Origin of the sequence: Marinibacterium profundimaris (assembly GCF_002210095.1) — a bacterium.
Lineage (GTDB): Bacteria > Pseudomonadota > Alphaproteobacteria > Rhodobacterales > Rhodobacteraceae > Marinibacterium > Marinibacterium profundimaris.
In genome coordinates this window covers 179,054-198,773 of record NZ_AQQR01000004.1, presented here as the reverse complement: position 1 = coordinate 198,773, position 19,720 = coordinate 179,054, and the positions used below count along the sequence as shown (strand labels likewise).

The 19,720-nt window shown below is 69.6% G+C and carries 19 protein-coding genes; 9 read left to right on the top strand and 10 right to left on the bottom strand.

All coding sequences use genetic code 11. The annotated features are described in order from the left end of the window. Positions 1-60: 60 nt before the first annotated feature. Genes ATO3_RS12015 through ubiA form a run of 3 tightly spaced genes read right to left on the bottom strand, consistent with a single transcriptional unit; the run spans position 61 to position 3,414 of the window. Positions 61-390, bottom strand: a complete 330-nt coding sequence (locus tag ATO3_RS12015) for a prefoldin domain-containing protein (protein ID WP_088650107.1) — start codon at positions 388-390, stop codon at positions 61-63. Then, the gene (locus tag ATO3_RS12010) at positions 377-2,383 is read right to left on the bottom strand and encodes an OmpA family protein (RefSeq protein WP_088650106.1); all 2,007 of its coding nucleotides are present in this window, start codon (positions 2,381-2,383) and stop codon (positions 377-379) included. Before ATO3_RS12010 ends, ATO3_RS12015 begins: the two co-directional genes overlap by 14 nt. 56 nt (positions 2,384-2,439) lie before the next feature. Further along, positions 2,440-3,414, bottom strand: a complete 975-nt coding sequence (gene ubiA / locus ATO3_RS12005; RefSeq protein ID WP_088650105.1) for a 4-hydroxybenzoate octaprenyltransferase — start codon at positions 3,412-3,414, stop codon at positions 2,440-2,442. A gap of 12 nt (positions 3,415-3,426) precedes the next feature. Here ubiA and ATO3_RS12000 point away from each other — a divergent pair, with 12 nt between their 5' ends. The 4 genes from ATO3_RS12000 to ATO3_RS11985 all read left to right on the top strand — a co-directional run bounded on the left by ATO3_RS12000 (position 3,427) and on the right by ATO3_RS11985 (position 7,030). Then, a complete protein-coding gene (locus ATO3_RS12000) occupies positions 3,427-4,170 on the top strand; it encodes a 16S rRNA (uracil(1498)-N(3))-methyltransferase (RefSeq protein ID WP_088650104.1) in 744 nt (247 codons plus the stop codon). Beyond that, on the top strand, positions 4,167-5,072 hold the full coding sequence (locus ATO3_RS11995; protein ID WP_088650103.1) for a GNAT family N-acetyltransferase: 906 nt from the start codon (positions 4,167-4,169) through the stop codon (positions 5,070-5,072). The genes ATO3_RS12000 and ATO3_RS11995 overlap by 4 nt, the downstream gene beginning before the upstream one ends. Continuing rightward, a complete protein-coding gene (locus tag ATO3_RS11990) occupies positions 5,069-5,596 on the top strand; it encodes a hypothetical protein (RefSeq protein WP_088650102.1) in 528 nt (175 codons plus the stop codon). The genes ATO3_RS11995 and ATO3_RS11990 overlap by 4 nt, the downstream gene beginning before the upstream one ends. A gap of 63 nt (positions 5,597-5,659) precedes the next feature. Beyond that, positions 5,660-7,030: a glutamate--cysteine ligase gene (locus ATO3_RS11985; protein ID WP_088650101.1), complete on the top strand. Its 1,371-nt coding sequence runs from the start codon at positions 5,660-5,662 to the stop codon at positions 7,028-7,030. Positions 7,031-7,092: 62 nt separating this feature from the next. Here ATO3_RS11985 and ATO3_RS11980 read toward each other — a convergent pair whose 3' ends face one another. The 5 genes from ATO3_RS11980 to ATO3_RS11960 all read right to left on the bottom strand — a co-directional run bounded on the left by ATO3_RS11980 (position 7,093) and on the right by ATO3_RS11960 (position 10,965). Continuing rightward, a complete protein-coding gene (locus tag ATO3_RS11980) occupies positions 7,093-7,470 on the bottom strand; it encodes a DUF805 domain-containing protein (RefSeq protein ID WP_088650100.1) in 378 nt (125 codons plus the stop codon). A 127-nt stretch (positions 7,471-7,597) separates the two neighbouring features. Continuing rightward, positions 7,598-8,209, bottom strand: a complete 612-nt coding sequence (gene plsY, locus ATO3_RS11975) for a glycerol-3-phosphate 1-O-acyltransferase PlsY (protein ID WP_088650099.1) — start codon at positions 8,207-8,209, stop codon at positions 7,598-7,600. Next, positions 8,209-9,489, bottom strand: a complete 1,281-nt coding sequence (gene pyrC, locus ATO3_RS11970) for a dihydroorotase (RefSeq protein WP_088650098.1) — start codon at positions 9,487-9,489, stop codon at positions 8,209-8,211. The genes plsY and pyrC overlap by 1 nt, the downstream gene beginning before the upstream one ends. Positions 9,490-9,502: 13 nt before the next feature. Continuing rightward, positions 9,503-10,030: a hypothetical protein gene (locus ATO3_RS11965; RefSeq protein WP_088650097.1), complete on the bottom strand. Its 528-nt coding sequence runs from the start codon at positions 10,028-10,030 to the stop codon at positions 9,503-9,505. Beyond that, positions 10,027-10,965 carry an aspartate carbamoyltransferase catalytic subunit gene (locus ATO3_RS11960; RefSeq protein ID WP_088650096.1) on the bottom strand — a complete coding sequence of 313 codons (939 nt, stop codon included), beginning with the start codon at positions 10,963-10,965 and terminating at the stop codon, positions 10,027-10,029. The genes ATO3_RS11965 and ATO3_RS11960 overlap by 4 nt, the downstream gene beginning before the upstream one ends. A 122-nt stretch (positions 10,966-11,087) precedes the next feature. Between ATO3_RS11960 and ATO3_RS11955 the strand changes: the two genes are divergently transcribed. From ATO3_RS11955 to ATO3_RS11935, 5 genes are all read left to right on the top strand, one after another. Next, positions 11,088-11,861, top strand: a complete 774-nt coding sequence (locus ATO3_RS11955) for a uracil-DNA glycosylase (protein ID WP_088650095.1) — start codon at positions 11,088-11,090, stop codon at positions 11,859-11,861. A gap of 42 nt (positions 11,862-11,903) precedes the next feature. After that, positions 11,904-12,503: a metallophosphoesterase family protein gene (locus ATO3_RS11950; protein WP_088650094.1), complete on the top strand. Its 600-nt coding sequence runs from the start codon at positions 11,904-11,906 to the stop codon at positions 12,501-12,503. Positions 12,504-12,557: 54 nt separating this feature from the next. After that, positions 12,558-13,100, top strand: coding sequence for a molybdenum cofactor biosynthesis protein B (gene moaB, locus ATO3_RS11945; protein ID WP_088650093.1), 543 nt, complete (start codon positions 12,558-12,560; stop codon positions 13,098-13,100). Between the two features lie 88 nt (positions 13,101-13,188). After that, the gene (locus tag ATO3_RS11940; protein ID WP_088650092.1) at positions 13,189-14,808 is read left to right on the top strand and encodes an efflux RND transporter periplasmic adaptor subunit; all 1,620 of its coding nucleotides are present in this window, start codon (positions 13,189-13,191) and stop codon (positions 14,806-14,808) included. Between the two features lie 4 nt (positions 14,809-14,812). Further along, positions 14,813-18,205 carry an efflux RND transporter permease subunit gene (locus tag ATO3_RS11935; protein WP_088650091.1) on the top strand — a complete coding sequence of 1,131 codons (3,393 nt, stop codon included), beginning with the start codon at positions 14,813-14,815 and terminating at the stop codon, positions 18,203-18,205. Positions 18,206-18,242: 37 nt separating this feature from the next. Here ATO3_RS11935 and ATO3_RS11930 read toward each other — a convergent pair whose 3' ends face one another. Both ATO3_RS11930 and ATO3_RS11925 read right to left on the bottom strand, forming a co-directional pair. Continuing rightward, positions 18,243-18,713, bottom strand: a complete 471-nt coding sequence (locus ATO3_RS11930) for an NUDIX hydrolase (RefSeq protein WP_088650090.1) — start codon at positions 18,711-18,713, stop codon at positions 18,243-18,245. Positions 18,714-18,716: 3 nt separating this feature from the next. After that, positions 18,717-19,523 (bottom strand): protein-disulfide reductase DsbD domain-containing protein, encoded by an 807-nt coding sequence (locus tag ATO3_RS11925; protein ID WP_408630814.1) that lies wholly within the window; start codon positions 19,521-19,523, stop codon positions 18,717-18,719. Positions 19,524-19,720: the final 197 nt, after the last annotated feature.

The following is a 19,720-nucleotide window of genomic DNA, read 5'->3' as shown; positions in this document are numbered from 1 at the left end:
AGGGGCCGGACCCGCTCAACAGCCGTCACGGCAGCAGGGGACCGTCCGGGGGAGGGGCGCTCAGGCTGTGCCCTGCACCCGTTCCACGTAGGAGCGCAGCTCTTCCGCCTCGTGGCGGGCCTCGCGCAGGCCGTCCATGGCGGCGCGCAACTCGGCCTCGGTCTGGGTCAGCTGGTTGGTCAGCTCGGCCTCGCGCTGCTGCAGGTAGGTGATCGCCTTGTCGCGGGTTTCCTCGGCCTCGTGCAGTTCCTGGCTCATCCGGTCGAGCTCTCCCATGTCGGAGGCGCTGACACGGGTGAAGCGGTGCACCAGCCAGTTGGCGAACCAGCCCAGCACGAAGGCCAGGAACAGAACACAGGCGGTGGCGATGATGAACTCAGTCCTGTTCACTTTCGGTCTCCTCGGGGGCCTCGTCGTTGGCGTCCTCTTCGGACGCGTCCCCGGGGTTATCGCCCGTATCGTCCGCCGCGTCAGCCTCTGAATCGGCCTCCGCGCCGCTATCTGTGTCGGAATCCGCGTCCCCGCCTTCCGCGCTCATGCTGTCGAGCGTCGTTTCGTCGTCGGCGGAGGCATCGGTGCGGATCACCCGGAACTCGATCCGGCGGTTGGCCTCGCGGCCTGCCTCGGTGCCGTTGTCCGCGATCGGGTTTTCCTCGCCGTAGCCCTTGGCGCGGAAGCTGGAGGTGCGGATGCGGCGCGCGGTGAGCTCGGCCAGCACGGCGTTGGCGCGCTGCTGGCTCAGGTCCAGGTTCATGCTCTCGCGGCCCTGGCTGTCGGTGTAGCCCTGGATTTCCAGCGGGACCGAGTGGCAATTGTCGAGCACCTCGGCGATGGCATCGACGATCTCAAGGGAGGTGGCGTCGATCCGGGCCGATCCGGGTTCGAAGGTGATCTTGCCCATGGTCAGGATATCGGCGATCCGCTGTTCGCATTCGTCGGCCGTCAGCGGCACGTCCGTCGGCGGGGGCGGTTCGCGGTAGGCGATGTCCAGCTCGAAGCTGGCGGTCTCGCCCAGTTTCGAGGTGAAGAGCCGCGACATCTGCGCGCTGGCGTCCTCGAAATGGCTGACGCCGCGGACGGTGATCGTCTCGGGCCCGACATTGACCACGCCGTTGACCATGAGGCCAAGCGCCTCCAGCCCGGCGAGGACCCGGGCGGACCAGTCCGCCGGCAGGTCCTCGACCACGCGGGCCGAGGTGTGCACCGTGTCCGAGCCGAAGCGCGCGCGGGCGAAGCTGTCGGTCAGGGCGCGGAAGCCTTCGCTGGGCACGCGGCCGCGCAGCTGCACGAGGCCCTCGGGGCTGAGGGTGGCGATGAATTCGGCCGGGCCGGTGTCGGCGGTCTCGTCCGGGACGGGCAGGGTGGCATGCAGCGCGAAGACCTCGGGCAGGTCGTTTTCCAGCCCGCCGACGATCTGGTCGAACTGCGACGGGTCGAGGCCCATGGGCGCGACCATGGCGATGTCGGCATCGGTCATGGTCAGTGTGCCGCCGCCCAGGCGCGACAGCGCGGCGAGGCTGAGCACGGCGGCCTCGTCCCAGCGTTGGGAGGGCACGCCGAGGCCGATGGTGCAGCTGCCGTCGCCCTCCAGCCCCGCTTCGCGCGCGGCGGCCAGGATGATGTCGGCGCTTTCGTCGTCGGGGGCCGAGCAGGCGTCGAAACGCCCCGCGCCATCCTCGTCGAGGATGTAGCGCAGCGAGAACGGTGTGATCACCGGGCGCGGTGCCGTGATGTCCAGCACGACATTCAGGGTCGAGGGCGCGGCGCGGCGCAGGGTGCGCTCCAGCCGGGCGCGGGCCTCGGTGCTGTCGGCGGTGGCGGTCACGTGGACGCGGCCGGCCGAGACCGAGATCTTGGCCCGCGGCAGTTCTTCGAGGGCGAGCATGGCGTAGGCCAGCGCGTCTTCCCAGCCCTCGGGGACCGGGTAGCTGGCGGTTTCCAGGAACTCGGCCACCTTGTCGGGGCCGGCGATGCGTTCAAGCCGCCGGGCCAGGGTGTCGCGGTCGACCGCCTGCGGCACCAGGCCGATGACCGAGATGCCGGTCTCGCTGCGCAGGATCTCGGCCGAGAAGCGCGGCGGCGCGATGGCGGCGGTGGGGGTGACATCCATGCGGTCGATCACCCGGGCCGAATCGACGACGCTGCCGGCAGCGCTGAGCGCCTCGAAGCGGGTGGCCTCGTTCGGAGCGGTGCCGGTGAGGATGACCTGCAGGCCGTTGGCCTCGACCTCGGCCCAGTCGAACATCGCCTCGTCCAGCGCGCGGCGAATGCCGATTTCGCTTCCGTCCTCGATGGCGCTGACCGCGAAGCTTGCCGCGACCAGCGACAGGCCGGCGGCGGCGGCGAGGGAGACGGTGGAGATCAATACGGTCTTTGCACGCATGCGGATGTCATGTGTTTCATGTCCGGTCTCTTACGATGCCCCGGCGGGCGGTTCAATCAAGCGAAGAGCGCGCCCAGGAAGAAGATGAGCGGAATAAGGCCCGTGTCGCGGTTGGCCCGGAAGAGCTGCAGCAGCTTGGCGTTGTTTTCGAGGTCGAGACCGCGCAATTGCCACGCCATGTGCCAGCCCATGGCCCACGGGCCGCCGAGCGCGATCACCAGCGCCAGCACCGAGGCCTCCGGCATGCCGGCGCCGATCACGGCCAGACCCATGAGCGAGACGGTGCCGACGAGGAAGTATTTCAGGTAGCGCGGCGTGTCGGTGCCGAAGAGGCGGGCGGTGGATTTCACGCCGATCAGCGCATCGTCCTCGGCATCCTGGTGCGCGTAGATCGTGTCGTAGAACAGCGTCCAGCAGATGCCGGCCACATAGAGCAGCACGGCGGGCCATTGCAGCGCGCCGGTATGCGCGGTGAAGGCCAGCAGGGCGCCCCAGTTGAAGGCGAGGCCAAGGAAGATCTGCGGCCACCAGGTGAAGCGCTTGGCGAAGGGATAGATCGTCACCGGCAACAGCGACAGCACGCCAAGCGCGATGGCCGCCTGGTTGAAGGTGAGCAGGATTCCGAAGGCCAGCAGCGACTGGATCACGCCCCAGGCCAGCGCCTGTTTCGTGGTGACGGCGCCCGAGGGGATCGGCCGCGAGCGGGTGCGCTCGACCGAGCCGTCGATGTCGCGGTCGGTGATGTCGTTCCAGGTGCAGCCCGCGCCGCGCATCAGCCAGGCGCCGATGCCGCAGCCCAAGGCGATCCAGGCGTCGTGCCAGCCGATGGTCTGGGTCGACAGGATCGCCAGCGCCAGGCCCCACCAGCAGGGCAGAAGCAGAAGCCAGGTTCCGATCGGCCGGTCGGCGCGCGACAGGCGCAGGTAGGGCCGCGCCCAGGCCGGCGCGCGGGTGTCGACCCAGTTGTCGTCGACGGCGTCGGCGACGCGTGTCTCTGGCGGTGTCTCTGGTGTCGGGCGGTCAGCTTGCATATGTAGCCTGTTATGAGCGGCACGGTGCGACTGTTTGTTAATGACGATCTGGGCGAGGGGCAATCCGTTCCTCTGTCACGGGACCACGCGCATTATCTCTTTGGCGTGATGCGATTGACCGCCGGGGACAGGATCCTGCTGTTCAACGGCCGGGACGGAGAGGTCTCGGCCCGGGTGGTCGAGGCCGGCAAGCGCGGCGGCACGTTGCTGGTGGAGGCGGTGACGAAGCCGCTGCAAATGCCGCCCGACCTGTGGCTGCTGTTCGCGCCGATCAAGAAGGCGCGGACCGATTTCATCGTCGAGAAGGCGGCGGAAATGGGCGCGGCCCGGATCTGCCCCGTGGCGACAGAATTCACCAATTCCGAGCGCATCCGGCAGGACCGGCTGCAGGCCCATGCGGTCGAGGCGGCCGAGCAATGCGGGGGCACCTGGGTGCCCGAGGTGGCCGGGCTGGAAAAGCTCGACCGCGTGCTGGACGACTGGCCCGCGGACCGGCAGCTGATGTTCTGCGACGAGGCGCTGGTGGGGGAGGCGGCCTCCTCGTCCGCCCTGACAGGCGGCCTCGGGCGCGGCGGCGATGCGCCCTGGGCGATCCTGATCGGGCCGGAGGGCGGGTTTTCCGACCGCGAGCGGCAAAGGCTGCGGGGCTTCGACTTTGCCCATCGGGTGAGCCTGGGGCCGCGGATCCTGCGCGCGGACACGGCGGCGGTGGCCGCGCTGACACTCTGGCAGATGCAGCTGGGAGACTGGACATGACGGCGGATCGTCCCGACCGGGCACCGGAGAGGCTGCGGCCGGCCGCGGCGGCGGACCGGGACGCGATGCAGGCGTTTCTGGCCGGCCATGCCGAGACCTCGATGTTCCTGCGGTCGAACCTGGCCGCGCACGGGCTGGACGAGCGGTGCCATCCCCACGGCACCACCTTCTGGCTGCTCGAGGCGGCGGGGGAGCTGACCGGCGTGATGGGCGCGACCAATGCCGGCTATCTCATGGTTCAGGCGCCCGGGGCGGGGCCGGCGGCCTGGGCGGAGTGGAACGCGGCGCTGCGGGGGCAGCTGATACGCGGTATCACCGGCGAGGACCGGCAGGTGCGCCGCGCGCTGGCCGCGCTTGGGCTGCGGGCCGACCGCTTTGCGATGAACCAGGCCGAGCCGCTTTATCGGCTGGAGCTGGACGTGCTGCCGTCGCCCTGCGACGTGATGCGCCCGGCACAGCCGGAAGAGCGCGACATGCTGGTGGGCTGGTACACGCGCTACCTGCTGGAAACCGGGCTGACCGACGATCCGGACCGCGCCCGCGAGGAGGCCGGGGCCCGCGCCAGGGTCGCCTGCAAGCCCGGCGCGTCGGAACGGCTGCTGATCGAGGATGGCCGGCCGGTGGCCGCCGCCGCGCTGAACGCGCGGGCGGGCGACATGGTGCAGGTCGGCGGCGTCTTTGTGCCCGAGGCAGAGCGCAACCGGGGCCTGGGCCGCCGGGTCACCGCCGCGCGGCTGACCCAGGCGCGCGACGACGGCGCGCGGGTGGCGATCCTGTTTGCCAACAACCCCGCCGCGGCACGCGCCTACGAGGCGATCGGCTTCCAGCGGATCGGCGACTACCGCGTCGCGGTGCTGTCGGAACCGATGTTCGTTGGGGTCGCGCCGGGAGAGCGGCCATGAGTTTCATCCGACCCGAGGCGCGGGCGCAGCTGATGCGCTGGCGCGAGGTGCTGATCGGTGCCGCACTGGCCCTGCTGGGGCTAAGCTGGGCGACGGGGCCGGGCGGGCTGCTGGGCTGGGTCGGCTGGGCGCTGATCCTGGGCGGCGCGGCGCTGGCGGTGACGGGGCTGCGCCGGATGCGCTTTCGCCAGGACGGGCAGGGACCGGGCGTGGTGCAGGTGGACGAAGGGCAGATCTCGTACTTCGGGCCGCTCGACGGGGGCGCGGTGGCGGCCTCCGAGCTGGAGCGCCTGATCCTCGACCCCACCGACCACCCGGCCTGCTGGGTGCTGGAGCAGCCGGGCATCCCGGCGCTGCACATTCCCGTGAACGCCGCCGGCTCGGACGCGCTCTTCGACGCCTTCGGCGCGCTTCCGGGGCTCGATACGCGCCGCCTGCTGGGACATCTCGATAATAAGGCACCGATGCCGGTGGTCGTGTGGGAACGCCGCACCGCGCGGCCCCCCAACTATCGCCTACATTGACACTCCGTCGCATTTCGGGACAGGTCAGGTCGCAGGTGAAGACCCAAGGACCGGAGAGCAAGCATGTCCATTCCCCAGAGCGGCGGCGGGCCGATCGAAAGTCACGACCAGCTCGCGGGCTACCTGGCAGACGGGTGCAAGCCGAAGGAAGACTGGCGCATCGGGACCGAGCACGAGAAGTTCGGCTATTGCAAGGACACGCTGCTGCCGATCCCCTACGAGGGCGAGCGATCGGTCAAGGCGGTGCTGGAAGGCCTGCGCGATGTGCACGGCTGGGCGCCGCTGGAAGAGGGCGGCAACCTGATCGGGCTGACCAAGGGCGGGGCGAACATCTCGCTTGAACCCGGCGGGCAGCTGGAATTGTCGGGCGCACCGCTGGAGACGATCCACGAGACCTGCGACGAGGTGAACGAGCACCTGCGCGAGGTCAAGGACGTGGCCGACAAGGTCGGCGTGGGCTTTATCGGGCTGGGCGCCGCGCCCGAGTGGACGCACGATCAGATGCCGCTGATGCCCAAGGGCCGGTACAAGCTGATGGATGCCTACATGGGCAAGGTCGGCACCATGGGCCGCGTGATGATGCGACGGACCTGCACGGTGCAGGTGAACCTGGATTTCGGCTCCGAGGCCGACATGGTGCAGAAGCTGCGCGTGGCGCTGGCGCTGCAGCCGGTGGCCAATGCGCTGTTCGGCAATTCACCGTTCTTCGAGGGCAAGCCCAACGGCTGGAAATCCATGCGCGCGAAGGTCTGGCAGAACCTGGACGAGGCGCGGACCGGCATGCTGCCCTTCGTCTTCGACGAGGGCTTCGGATTCGAGGCCTGGGCGGAATATGCGCTCGATGTGCCGATGTACTTTGTCTACCGCGACGGCAAGTACATCGACGCGCTCGGCATGTCGTTCCGCGATTTCCTGAAGGGCGAACTGCCCGCGCTGCCGGGCGAGAAGCCGACCCTGTCGGACTGGGCCGATCACCTGACCACGGTTTTCCCCGAGGCGCGGATCAAGAAGTTCATCGAGATGCGCGGCGCCGATGGCGGGCCGTGGCGCAGGCTGTGCGCGCTGCCGGCCTTCTGGGTCGGGCTGATGTACGACCAGTCGGCGCTGGACGCGGCCTGGGACATGGTCAAGGGCTGGGACGCCGAGACGCGGCAGGCCCTGCGCGAGGCGGCGGGCCGCGACGGGCTGGAGGCGAAGGTCGGCGGGCTGGACATGCTGACGCTGGCGCGCGAGGCGGTCGACATCTCGCGCGCGGGGCTGAAGGCGCGGGCCCGGCCCGGCCTTGGCGGCATGGTGGCGGACGAACGCCATTTCCTGCATGCGCTGGAAGACAGCATCGAGACGGGCAAGGCCCCGGCGGACGAGCTGCTGGATCACTACAACGGCGACTGGAACGGCGACCTGAGCAAGATCTACGCCGCCTACAGCTATTGATCTGACATTGACGGGCGTCCGGTGTCGGGCGCCCGTTTTGCGTCCCCTGCGGCTCGCGGGGCTCAGGCCGTCGCGGGCTGCGGGCCGGGGCCGAAATCGTTGGCGCCCTCTTCGCTTCTGGTGGCGAACCAGACGATCAGGATGATGAAACCGATCACCGGGATCAGCACCAGCAGCAGCCACCAGCCCGAGCGTCCGATATCATGCAGCCTCCGCGCGCCGACGGCGAGCGAGGGCAGCAGCGTGGCCAGCGAGAACAGCGGGGCCAGCAGGCCGACACCGGGATCGGAAAACCCGAAGATGGCGCTGTCGATCAAGCCCAGCACGGCATTGGCGATGAACAGGAACAGAACGAACCACCAGTATTCCGAGCGCCGCGCCCGGCCGCTGAAATCGGCGTACTTGCGAAAACAGGTTCTGACAGCTGTTTGAAAATCCATGACCTTTTACCTCCCGACTCCATGTCTTCCCCAAGGGTAAGGTCCCGGGAGTGTTTCGCAAAGGTGTTTCGCGGCCTTTGCCTGACGCGCCCTGGTCGAGGGCGCGCGCCCAGGTGCTGCGGACAGGTTACTTCCGCCGTGCGCCGATGCGCGGTTCGGTCCCGTCGCGCAGGCGCTGGATGTTCTGCCAGTGCCGCCACAGGATCAGCGCGAGCAGCGCGAAGGACAAAAGCACCGCCGTCTGCGCGCCGAAGAGCAGCGCCCAGAGCGGCGACAGCGCCGCGGCGGCCAGGGCGCCCACGGAGGAGATCCGCGACAGCGCCGCCGCCAGCAGCCAGGTCGCGCAGCAGGCGATGCCGACCATCGGCGCCAGCGCCAGCCAGATGCCGAGGAAGGTCGCCACGCCCTTGCCGCCCCTGAAGCCCAGCCAGACCGGGAAGCAATGGCCGAAGAAGGCCGCCAGCGCCGCCAGCTGCACCGCGTCCTCGCCCGCGAAATGCCGTGCCAGCAGCACCGCGACCGCGCCCTTGGCGGCATCCAGCACCAGCGTCAGCGCGGCGGCGGGCTTGTGCCCGGTGCGCAGCACGTTGGTCGCGCCGATGTTGCCCGAGCCGATCTTGCGCACGTCGCCCAGCCCGAAGATCCGCGCCGAGACCAGGCCGAAGGGGATCGAGCCCAGCAGGTAGCCCACGGCGATCCAGAGGATCAGCCACAGGTCGGGGGTGGTGAACTCCGGCATCATGCGGCCCGGTAGATTTCGCGCCCGGCAAGCCAGGTGCCGGTGACGCGGCCCTGCATGCGCTGCAGGTCGAAGGGCGTGTTCTTGGATTTCGATTCGAGCGACCAGCGGTCCATGACGAAGGGCTTGTCGGGATCGAACAGCACCAGGTCGGCGGGCGCGCCCTCGGCCAGCCGCCCGGAGGCCAGGCCCAGCCGCGTCGCGGGGTTCAGCGCCATGGCGCGGAACAGCTGCGGCAGCGACAGGGCGCCGGAATGATAAAGCCGCATCGCCGCCGGAAGCAGGGTTTCCAGCCCCACGGCGCCCGAGGCGGCCTCTTCGAAGGGCAGGCGCTTCGATTCCTCGTCCTGCGGCGTGTGCATCGAACAGATGATGTCGATCAGACCGGTGCCCACCGCCTCGACCACCGCCTGGCGGTCGTCTTCCGAGCGCAGCGGCGGCGTCAGCTTGAAGAAGGTCCGGTAATCGGCGACGTCGAGCTCATTCAGCGTCAGGTGATGGATGCTGACACCGGCGGTCACATCGAAGCCGTTGGCCTTGGCGCGTTCCAGCGCGGGCAGGGCGCGGGCGGTGGTGATCTGATCGGCGTGGTAACGCACGCCCGTCATCTCGACCAGCGCCATGTCGCGATCGAGCCCCATGCGTTCGGCCATGGGCGACACGTCGGGCAGGCCCCGCAGCGAGGCGAACTTGCCCGCCGTGGCCGAGGCGCCGCGCGACAGGCCCGGATCCTGCGGATGGGCGATGACCAGCGCGCCGAGGCTGCGCGCGTAGGTCAGCGCCCGCGACAGCACGCGGGTGTCGCGGGTGACGTGGTCGCCATCGGTGAAGGCCACGGCGCCGGCATCCATGAGAAAGCCGATCTCGGTCATCTCGCGGCCCTCGCGCCCCTTGGTCAGGGTGCCCATGGGCAGCACGTTGACCGGGGTGTCGGCCTGGGCGCGGCGCAGGACGAATTCCAGCGTCTCGGGGTTGTCGATCGCGGGCATCGTGTCGGGCCGGGTGATCATCGTGGTGACCCCGCCCTTGGCGGCCGCGCGCCCGGCGGTGCGAAAGCTTTCCTGGTGGCGTTCGCCCGGCTCGCCGACCTTGACGCCCAGGTCGATGATCCCCGGTGCGAGGCACAGGCCGTCGCAGTCGACGACCGTGTCGGCGGCGGGGCTGTCATCCGGGCCGGGGCGTCCGGCGATGGCGCCGTCGCGGACCAGCAGGCTGCCGGTCTCGTCCGAGAGCGTCTCGGGATCGATCAGGCGGGCGTTCGTGAACAGGATCGACGACATCAAGGCTCCGGTTTCAGAGGACCAGCACCGCGACAACGACCACCAGCAGCATCACCAGCACGAAGAACAGGGCTCCGGCCCGGCGGGATGCGGCGCGGGTGTCGCGCGGGGAAGGTTTGGGCGCGCCGGTATAGGGGGCGGCGCTTTGCGATTCGACGGGGGCAGAGGGCGGCGCGGGCCGGACCTCGTCATAGGTGCCGATCAGGGTCAGCGCGGGTTCGGGGTGCAGGGTGACGTCGCCCTCGGGAAAGGCGCGGCTGAACAGCAGCATCACGTGGCCGTCCAGCGCATCGAGCCGCGAGCGGTCGGGCGCGATCTGGCTCTCGGCCACGCCGCAGCCCTCGATCAGGTATCCGGCCAGCCCCAGCCCCTCGAGGTTGGAGACGGGAAAGACCTCGACCCGCGACGGATCGTCGGGGGCCTTGCCAAGCGCGCGGCCAAGTTCGAGGTTCTCGGCCTCGTCCTTCGACATCGACAGGGAAAACACCCGGATGCGGCCGCGTTCGCCGCGCGGGATCTCTATTTCCAGGCCGCCGCTCATGCTGGCTCCGCGTGCAGGTTGCGGGCCAGAAGCTCCATAGCGGCCATGCGCACGGCGACGCCCATCTCGACCTGGTCCTGGATGACCGAGCGGTTGATGTCGTCGGCGATCTCGCCGTCGATCTCGACGCCGCGGTTCATGGGCCCCGGGTGCATGACGATCGCATCGTCCTTGGCCAGCGCCAGCTTGGCCGCGTCCAGCCCGTAGCGGTGGTAATATTCGCGCTCCGACGGGATGAACCCGCCGTCCATGCGCTCTTTCTGGAGGCGCAGCATCATCACGACGTCGACGTCGCGCAGCCCTTCCTCCATGTCCTGGTAGACCTCGACGCCGAACTCCCCGATCGCCTCGGGCATCAGGGTCGGCGGGCCGATCAGGCGCACGCGGTTTTCCATCTTGCCCAGCAGCAGGATGTTGGACCGGGCCACGCGGGAATGGGCGATGTCGCCGCAGATCGCCACGTTGAGCCGGTGCAGCCGGCCCTTGGCGCGGCGAATCGTCAGCGCGTCCAGCAGGGCCTGCGTGGGATGTTCATGGCGCCCGTCGCCGGCGTTCAGCACGGCGCAGTTCACCTTCTGCGACAGAAGGTCCACGGCGCCCGATTGCGGGTGCCGCACCACCAGCAGGTCGGGATGCATCGCGTTCAGCGTCAGCGCGGTGTCGATCAGCGTCTCGCCCTTCTTCACCGAGGACGTCGCCATCGACATGTTCATGACAACCGCGCCCAGCCGTTTGCCCGCCAGTTCGAAACTGGCCTGCGTGCGGGTCGAGTTCTCGAAGAACATGTTGATCTGGGTCAGCCCCGACAGCGCATTGCTGCGCTTGGTGTCGCTGCGGTTGAGATCCACGTAGGTCTCGGCCAGATCGAGGATCGTGGTGATCGCCTCGGGTCGAAGCGGCTCGATGCCGAGCAGGTGCTTTGCGGTGAAACTCATGATGCCCCTCGCCGGTACGGGGCGGTTATAGAAAGGCCGGTCCGGGGCGGCAAGCCCGTGCGGCGCCCCCATAAGTGCGGCTGCCCATTTACCTTGGACGGGCGGGGGCATAGCTTGCACCCATGGGGATCTATCCGGATATCGAGGCGGCCGAGGCGCTGCTGGCCTGGCAGGTGGAACTGGGCGCGACAGAGGCGATCTGCGACGCGCCGGTGAACCGGTACGATCTGGAACAGCGCAAGCCGCCCCAGAAGGCCGCGGCCGGGGCGCCGTCCGTGCGGCCGGGGGTGCCGGTGCCCCTGGCAGAGCCCGATCCGGTCGAGGATGCCATGCGCGCGGCCCGCGCGGCCGGCTCGCTGGAAGAGCTGCGCGCCGCGCTCGAGGCGTTCGAGGGCTGCGCGCTGAAGAAGGGCGCGCGGTCGACCGTGTTCTGCGACGGGGTGCCGGGCGCGCGGGTGATGATCATCGGCGAGGCGCCGGGCCGCGACGAGGACCGCGAGGGCAAGCCTTTCGTCGGCCGCGCCGGCCAGCTGCTGGACCGGATGCTGGGGGCGGTGGGCCTGTCGCGGGCGGACTCGGCCTATATCACCAACGTGCTGCCCTGGCGGCCGCCGCAGAACCGCGATCCGAAGCCGGACGAGATCGCGATGATGAAACCGTTTCTCGAGGCGCATGTGCGGCTGGCGAAGCCGGAGGTGCTTGTGATCATGGGCAATATCTCGTGCCAGGCGATGCTGGGCAAGCGCGGCATCACGCGGCTGCGCGGGCGCTGGGACCAGGCGCTGGATCGGCCGGCCTTGCCGATGTTCCACCCGGCCTATCTGTTGCGCAACCCGCAGGCCAAGCGCGAGGCGTGGGCCGACATGCTGGAGCTGCGCGCGAAGCTGGGCATCTAAGGTCGGGGGCGCGCCGCGCCAGACGGCCATACAGGAGAGACCATGAAGATCCTCGCCTTTTCCGACCTGCATGCGGCGGCGCCCGCGGCGCGCGCACTGGTGACGGCCAGCGCCGATGTCGATCTGGTGATCGGCGCCGGGGATTTCTGCAACATGCGCCAGGGCCTGCCCGAGGCGATGGCCCTGCTGGCCGGCCTGCAGGCGCCGATGATCGCGGTGCCCGGCAATGCCGAAAGCGCCGACGAACTGCGCGCCGCCACCGGGCCGGGTGTCACCGTGCTGCATGGCGAGGGCTGCGAGGCCGGCGGGCTGAAGATCTTCGGCCTGGGCTACGGCATCCCGGTCACGCCCTTCGGGCCCTGGTCCTGCGACATGTCCGAGGCGCAGGCCGACACCGCGCTGGCGGGATGCGAGGCCGCCGACATCCTCGTGTTCCATTCCCCGCCCAAGGGGATCGCCGACCGCACCTCGGCCGGGCAATCGGTGGGCTCCACCGCGATCCATGACGCCATAAGCCGGATCCAGCCGCGCCTTGCCGTCTGTGGCCATATCCACGACAGCTGGGGTCAGCGCGGCATGATCGGCGCGACCGAGGTGGTCAACCTTGGCCCCGGGGGCCATATGTTCGAGATCACGCCCTGATCGGGGCGAGGCCGCCTGTCAGGGCGGATGAGCGGACAGCGCCCGGAGGTTCAGATGTCCCGAATTGACGAAAGCCGCGAGTTCATCCCCGTCCGCATCGCCGTGCTGACGGTTTCCGACACCCGCACGCCGGGCGACGACCGCTCGGGCCAGGTGCTGGTCGACCGCATCGCCGAGGCCGGCCACATCCTTGCCGCGCGCGAGATCATCCCCGACGAACGCGACCGCATCGCCGACCGCCTGCGCGCCTGGATCGCGGACCCGGAGATCGACGTGGTGATCTCGACCGGCGGCACCGGGCTGACGGGGCGCGACGTGACCGTCGAGGCGCATCGCGATGTCTACGAGAAGGAGATCGACGCTTTCGGCACGGTCTTCACCATCGTTTCGATGCAGAAGATCGGCACCAGCGCCGTGCAAAGCCGCGCCACCGGCGGCGTGGCGGGCGGCACCTATCTCTTCGCGCTGCCCGGCAGCCCCGGCGCCTGCAAGGACGCCTGGGACGAAATCCTGGGCCGCCAGCTGGATTTCCGGCACCGCCCCTGCAATTTTGTCGAGATTTTTCCAAGATTGGACGAACATCTGCGACGGAAATGACGGGCCGGCGCGTTACTTGGTATAATCTCCACTGATCCCCGCGGGATCGTACCAGTGAATTCGGCTCCGGGGCCGAGGGAAGTCGGTTATGAAATTCTTGCGACAAAGCCTTGTCGGCGTGTTCCTGGCGGCGCTTACGCTGGCGCTTCTGATCTATTCCGGTCAGGTGATCGTCAGCGCGGTGCAGGAGCGCATGAGCCAGGAGGTCCGCCCGCCGCAGGCGCAGGAGCGGGTCTTTGCCGTCAACCTGCAGACCGCCCGGCCGGAAACCGTCACGCCGATCCTCGAGGCCTTCGGCGAGGTCCAGAGCCGCCGCACGCTGGAACTGCGCGCCGCCTCGCAGGGGCGGGTGACCTACCTGGCCGAGAGCTTCGTGGAAGGCGGCACCGTCACGGCCGGCGAGCTGCTGATGCAGGTGGACCCGGCCGATGCCGAGGGGGCGCTGGACCGGGCGCAAAGCGACATGCTCGATGCCGAGGCCGAGGTGCGCGACGCCGATCGCGGCCTGATCCTGGCCCGCGACGAGCTGGAAGCCGCGCGCGACCAGTCCGCGCTGCGCGAACGGGCCTACCAGCGCCAGCTGGACCTGTCGGACCGGGGCGTGGGCACCGCGACCACGGTGGAATCGGCCGAGCTGGCCGCCGCGCAGGCCCGGCAATCGGTGCTGGCCAGCCGCATGTCCGTGGCCCAGGCCGAGGCCCGCGTGGACCAGGCGCAGACCACGCTGGCGCGTGCCCGGGTCGCCCGGCGCACCGCCGAGCGTGACCTGGAAGACACCCGCCTTACCGCGCCCTACGACGGCACGCTGAGCGAGGTCACCCTGGTCGAGGGCCGGCTGGTGCAGCTTAACGAACGCATCGCCAGCCTGGTGGATCCCGAACAGCTGGAGGTCGCCTTTCGCATTTCCACCGCGCAATACGTGCGCCTTTTGGACGAAGACGGCAGCCTGCTGGACGCGCCGGTGCGCGTGTCGCTGAACATCGCCGGCGTCGACCTGATGGCCGAGGGCCGCATCAGCCGCGACAGCGCGGCAGTGGGCGAGGGGCAGTCGGGGCGGCTTTTGTTCGCGCGGCTTGGCGCGGCGCCGGGTTTCAAGCCCGGAGATTTCGTCACCGTCCATGTCGAAGAGCCGCCGCTGGACAACATCGTGCGCCTGCCGGCCTCGGTGCTGGATGCGGGCGGCACGGTGCTGGTGCTGCAGGGCGAGGATCGCCTGGATGTGCTGCCGGTGACACTGGTGCGCCGCCAGGGCGACGCCGTGCTGCTGCGCGGCGCGGGACTGGCGGGGCGCGAGGTCGTCGTGGGCCGGACCCAGTTGCTGGGCCCGGGGATCCGGGTGCGCCCGATCCGCAACGAGGCGGCGGATACCGGGGCCGAGCAGCAGGCCGAGGCCGGCACCAGCGCCCGGGCCGACGCCGCGCCGGACGGGGACGCGTCGAAGGCGGACACGCCAGTCGCGGACAGGCCCGACGGTGACGCGCAGCCGGACGGCGCCGTCGATCTTTCCTCCGCCGTGCCGGGAAACCAGCTGTCGATCGGCCCGTCGATGCTGAAGCTCAGCGACGAGCGGCGCGCGCGACTGGTGGCCTTCGTGACCGACAACAAGCGCATGCCCGAGGATGTGAAGGCGCGCCTGCTGGGCGCCCTGCAGCAGGACGAGGTGCCCGAACCGGTCGTCCAGCGCATCGAATCCCGGATGGGAGGCTAAGCCCGTGCTGCGCAACCTGCCGCCCGCCGCCGGCGGGATCCTGTCGTATTTCACCCGTCACCGCACGGCGGCGAACCTGTTGCTTGCGGTGCTGCTGGTGCTGGGCACCGCTGCGATCCCCAACATGCGGACGCAGTTCTTCCCGGACGTGGTGATCGACAGCGTCTCGGTCTCGGTCACCTGGGAAGGGGCGGGCCCCGAGGACGTGGACGGCGCCATCGTGCAGGTGCTGGAACCCTCGCTGCTGGCGGTGGAGGGGGTCGAAAGCTCCAACGCGACCTCGCGCGAGGGGGCGGCCACGATCGTGCTGGAGTTCGAACCCGGCTGGGACATGTCCCGCGCCGCAGACGAGGTGCAGACGGCGATCGATGCGGTCACCACCCTGCCCGAAGAGGCCGACGATCCCGAGGTGCGCCGCGGCGCCTGGGCCGAGCGGGTGACCGACGTGGTCATCACCGGCCCGGTCACCCCGCAGCAGCTGGGCCTTTATGCCGACGAGCTGGTCACGCGGCTGTTCGCGGTGGGCGTCACGCGCACCACGATCCAGGGCGTCGCCGCGCCGGAAACCATCGTCGAGGTGCCCTCGGTCAACCTGATCGCCCATGACATCACCATGGAAGAGATCGCGACGGCCATCGCCGGCGAGGTCAACGCCGACCCGGCCGGCGACATCACCGGCGCCAATGCCCGGGTCCGCACCGGGGTCGAAAAGCGCAGCGCGGAGGAGATTCAATCCATCGTGCTGCGGTCGAACCCCGACAATTCCGCCCTGACCATCGGCGACGTGGCCACCATCCGGGTCGAGGGCACGGACCGCGAGCGCGCCTATTTCGTGGCCGACGACCCCGCTGTCTCGCTTCGCATCGACCGGTCCGACACCGGCGATTCCATCGAGGTGCAGCACGTCGTCGAGCAGGTGATCGAGCAGATGCAGGCCTCGATGCCGCAGGGTGTCACGCTGGAGCTGATCCGCACCCAGGCCGAGGCGATCACCGAGCGGCTGGATATCCTGGTGGACAACGGGGTGATGGGGCTGGGGCTGGTGGTTCTGCTGCTGTTCCTGTTCCTGAACGCGCGGATCGCCTTCTGGGTGGCGGCCGGGATCCCGGCGGCGATGTTCGCGGCGATCGCGCTGATGTTCATCTTCGGGATCACGATCAACATGATCTCGCTCTTCGGCCTGATCATCACGCTGGGCATCGTCGTGGACGACGCCATCGTGGTGGGTGAGCATGCCGATTTCCGCGCCCGCAAGCTGGGCGAACACCCTGTCGTCGCCGCCGAACGCGCGGCGCAGAAGATGTCGATGCCGGTGTTCTCGGCGACGCTGACCACCACCATCGCCTTCTTCGGGCTGACCGCCATCGGCGGGCGGTTCGGCGACCTGATTCAGGACATCCCCTTTACCGTGATCGTGGTGCTGGCCGCCTCGCTGGTGGAATGTTTCCTGATCCTGCCGAACCACATGTCCCACGCCGTGGCCCATTCCGCGAAAGAGCATTGGTACGACTGGCCCAACCGCATGGTGAACCGTGGCTTCCGCTGGGTCCGTGACACGCTGTTCCGGCCGCTGATGGTCTGGGTGATCCGGGGCCGCTACGTGGTGCTGGCCGGCGCGGTCGCCCTGCTGGCGTCGATGGTGTCGATGTTCTTCACTGGCGAGGTGCAGTGGCGCTTCTTCAACGCGCCGGAACAGGGCTCGATCACCGGCAATTTCGCCATGGCCGAGGGCGCCACCCGCGCCGACACGCTGGAGATGATGCGCGAGATGCAGCGCGCCACCAACGCCGTCGCCGCCCGCTACGAGGAAGAGCACGGCGTGAACCCGCTGGATTACGTGATGGCCGAGATCGGCGGGAACGCCGGGCGAGGTCTCTCCGGTGCCGACAGCAAGGATGCCGACCAGCTGGGCGCGATCTCGATCGAGCTGATCGACCCCGACCGCCGGCCCTATTCCAGCTTTGCCTTCGTGGCCGATCTGCAGGAGGAGGTCGTCAATCACCCGAAGGCCGAGACCGTGTCGTTCCGCGGCTGGCGGTCCGGGCCCGGTGGCGATTCGCTCGACGTGCAGTTCTATGGCGCCGAGGTGCAGACCCTGAAGGACGCCGCCGAGGACCTGAAGCAGGCCGTCAGCCGCTATCCCGAGGTGTCGGCGGTGCAGGACAACCTGGCCTATGACAAGGAAGAGCTGATCCTCGACCTTACGCCGCAGGGGCAGGCACTGGGCTTCACCATTGACAGCCTGGGCCGCGCGCTGCGCGCCAGGCTCAACGGGATCGAGGCGGCCACCTATCCCGACGGCCCGCGCTCGGCCGCGATCCGGGTGGAGCTGCCCGAGGGCGAGCTGACCGCCGATTTCCTTGACCGCACCCGGATGCGCACGCCGTCGGGCACCTACGTGCCGCTGTCGGATATCGTCACGGTCGAAAGCCGCTCGGGCTTTTCCACCGTGCGGCGCGAGAACGGGCTGCGGCTGATCTCGGTCACGGGCGACGTGTCCGAGGACGATCCGGCCCGCGCCGAGGAAATCAGCCGCGCGCTGGAGGAGGAGATCCTGCCGAAGATCGCCGAGGAGCGGCAGGTGGAATGGCGGATCTCGGGCCTGTCGGAGCAGGAGCGGGAGTTCCTGGAGAACGCGCGCACAGGGCTGATCCTGTCGCTGACGGGGATCTACCTGACCCTGGCCTGGGTCTTTGCCAGCTGGACGCGGCCGCTTGTCGTCATGGCGATCATTCCTTTCGGCCTCGTCGGCACGATCTGGGGGCATTACATCTGGGGCGTGCCGCTGTCGATGTTCACGGTGGTGGGCCTGCTGGGCATGACCGGGATCATCATCAACGATTCCATCGTGCTGGTGACCACGATCGACGAATATGCCGAGGACAGGGGGCTTGTCCCCTCGATCATAGACGGCACGTCGGACCGGTTGCGGCCGGTGCTGCTGACCACGCTGACCACGGTGCTGGGCCTGGCGCCGCTGCTGTACGAGACCTCTGTTCAGGCGCAGTTCCTGAAGCCCACGGTGATCACCCTGTGTTACGGGCTTGGCTTCGGCATGGCGCTGGTGCTGCTGGTGGTGCCGGCGCTGATCGCGGTGCAGGCGGATGTGGCGCGGCCCTTCGCGGCGCTGCGGCGGGTCTTCCGCGCGCCGCGTCCCATCGCCCGCGCGATGATGGCGACCTGTGCCATGGTCGGGGCCTGGCTGGTCTTTACCGTCGGCCTGACCCTGCTGAGCGGTGCGCTGCCCTGGCCGCTGGGCACCGGGCTGCCGGCGCTGGCCGCGATGCCGCCGCTGTCGGCCGCGCTGCTGCTCTTCGTGCTGGGCACGGCGGTGATCGTGCTGGCGGTGGGGATCGTGGCCGGGATCACCGCACGGCCGCGCGCAGGGAAGGTCTGAGCGACTCCGGTCCGGGGCGGTTCCTGTGCCCCGCCGCCTACGCGAGCCCTGGTGCCTTTGTGCCGGTCCGGTCCCGCTCCGGCCCCGATCCCAGCCGGTCCGTGGCGAGGGTGACCACATCGTCGACCTGCGCGCTCATCGGCAGGTCGCCGGACAGGACCGTCTCCACCGGGATCCAGGCCGCGTCCGAGACATCGTCGTCGGGCGAGGGTACGCCCGCCTCGTAGCGGCAGAGCACGGCGGCCAGCAGGTAATGCACCGCCGTGGCGCCATCGGGGCCGGGCAGGATCACGTCGATATTGGTAAGATAGGCCACCGGCTGCGCGGTCACGCCGGTTTCCTCCAGCAATTCCCGCGCCGCGGCGGCAAGGGCGGTTTCGCCCAGCTCCACATGGCCGCCGGGAAAGCCCCAGAGCCCGGCGTCGGGTTCCTTCACCCGACGCGCAAGCAGCACGTGGCCCTCGTGGACCACGACGGCGATGGCGCCGAGGAGAGGCCGCGCCGTCATCGCTCAGCCCGGCTGACAGCCGCGGATGTCCACGGCATAGCGTTCGCCCAGCACCGTCAGCCGCAGGCGCGACCGGTCGAGCGCAAAGGCGCCGCCCTCGGCATGGATCAGCTCTCCGGTGGCGGTCAGGGTCTGGCCGTCGCGGCGGGTTTCGGTCTCCGACGCCCAGATCTGCGGATTGCCCGGCTCGATCACCGCGACCTCGGTGCCGCCGGCCGGGGGCATGGCGATCCGCGCGGTGATCTGCAGCCCGTCGTCGGAGGGCGCCAGGGTGCAGGTGACCGAGGTGACCCCCGCCTCGGCCGCCGAATAGGGACGGGCCGCGAGTGCTGCGGCGATGGCGCTGCTGCGCGGGGCGTCGGGGGTCAGCGCAGCGTCGACCTCAAGCTGGGCGGGAATGCAGACATCGCTGCAGACGCCAAGGTCGATCAGCCCGCGCAGGCGGATCGGCCGGGCGGCCTGCGCCGGGGTCAGTTCAAGGGGCAGAACCACGCTGCCCTTGTAGCCGATGGAGCGCAGGCCGGACTGGTCGAAGGCATGCGGCGCGGGCCAGGACATGGCAACGGCCCTGAGATTGTCGGAGCCGCGCCAGTCGAATTGCGGCGGGATGCCGGCGTCGCCGGGGCTGCGCCAGTAGGTCTTCCACCCCGGCGCGAGCGTCAGCCGCAGACCGGCCAGGTGGGTGCCGCGATCGGTGGCGCCGCCGTCGATGACCTCAAGGCGGATGACATTGTCGAGTGGCCCGGCCTGTGCCGTTCCGGACTGCACGGTCAGCAGGGCGCAGGCGGCGGTCAGCACAGAAGCCAACACGGGGCCCAAAACTGGGGCCAGCGCCGCGCGCAGGGCACGGGCGCGCCGGGCGTGGCGCTGGTGCCGCCGCGCCGGGCGGCGAGGCTGGCCGGCAGGTACGGGCGAGCGGAGGGCCGGGTGTATCTCGCTGGGCTGTGTCATGCCCCTGTCAATGGCGCGACCGGACGCGGTTGCCAAGTCACGATGCAGTCAAAGCA

What these genes read in the sequence shown, in the direction of transcription:
- ATO3_RS12010 (WP_088650106.1), bottom strand. Translation starts at nt 2,383, where the DNA reads ATGCGTGCAAAGACCGTATTGATCTCCACCGTCTCCCTCGCCGCCGCC.
- ubiA (WP_088650105.1), bottom strand. Translation starts at nt 3,414, where the DNA reads ATGCAAGCTGACCGCCCGACACCAGAGACACCGCCAGAGACACGCGTC.
- ATO3_RS12000 (WP_088650104.1), top strand. Translation starts at nt 3,427, where the DNA reads ATGAGCGGCACGGTGCGACTGTTTGTTAATGACGATCTGGGCGAGGGG.
- ATO3_RS11995 (WP_088650103.1), top strand. Translation starts at nt 4,167, where the DNA reads ATGACGGCGGATCGTCCCGACCGGGCACCGGAGAGGCTGCGGCCGGCC.
- ATO3_RS11990 (WP_088650102.1), top strand. Translation starts at nt 5,069, where the DNA reads ATGAGTTTCATCCGACCCGAGGCGCGGGCGCAGCTGATGCGCTGGCGC.
- ATO3_RS11985 (WP_088650101.1), top strand. Translation starts at nt 5,660, where the DNA reads ATGTCCATTCCCCAGAGCGGCGGCGGGCCGATCGAAAGTCACGACCAG.
- ATO3_RS11980 (WP_088650100.1), bottom strand. Translation starts at nt 7,470, where the DNA reads ATGGATTTTCAAACAGCTGTCAGAACCTGTTTTCGCAAGTACGCCGAT.
- plsY (WP_088650099.1), bottom strand. Translation starts at nt 8,209, where the DNA reads ATGCCGGAGTTCACCACCCCCGACCTGTGGCTGATCCTCTGGATCGCC.
- pyrC (WP_088650098.1), bottom strand. Translation starts at nt 9,489, where the DNA reads ATGTCGTCGATCCTGTTCACGAACGCCCGCCTGATCGATCCCGAGACG.
- ATO3_RS11965 (WP_088650097.1), bottom strand. Translation starts at nt 10,030, where the DNA reads ATGAGCGGCGGCCTGGAAATAGAGATCCCGCGCGGCGAACGCGGCCGC.
- ATO3_RS11960 (WP_088650096.1), bottom strand. Translation starts at nt 10,965, where the DNA reads ATGAGTTTCACCGCAAAGCACCTGCTCGGCATCGAGCCGCTTCGACCC.
- ATO3_RS11955 (WP_088650095.1), top strand. Translation starts at nt 11,088, where the DNA reads ATGGGGATCTATCCGGATATCGAGGCGGCCGAGGCGCTGCTGGCCTGG.
- ATO3_RS11950 (WP_088650094.1), top strand. Translation starts at nt 11,904, where the DNA reads ATGAAGATCCTCGCCTTTTCCGACCTGCATGCGGCGGCGCCCGCGGCG.
- moaB (WP_088650093.1), top strand. Translation starts at nt 12,558, where the DNA reads ATGTCCCGAATTGACGAAAGCCGCGAGTTCATCCCCGTCCGCATCGCC.
- ATO3_RS11940 (WP_088650092.1), top strand. Translation starts at nt 13,189, where the DNA reads ATGAAATTCTTGCGACAAAGCCTTGTCGGCGTGTTCCTGGCGGCGCTT.
- ATO3_RS11930 (WP_088650090.1), bottom strand. Translation starts at nt 18,713, where the DNA reads ATGACGGCGCGGCCTCTCCTCGGCGCCATCGCCGTCGTGGTCCACGAG.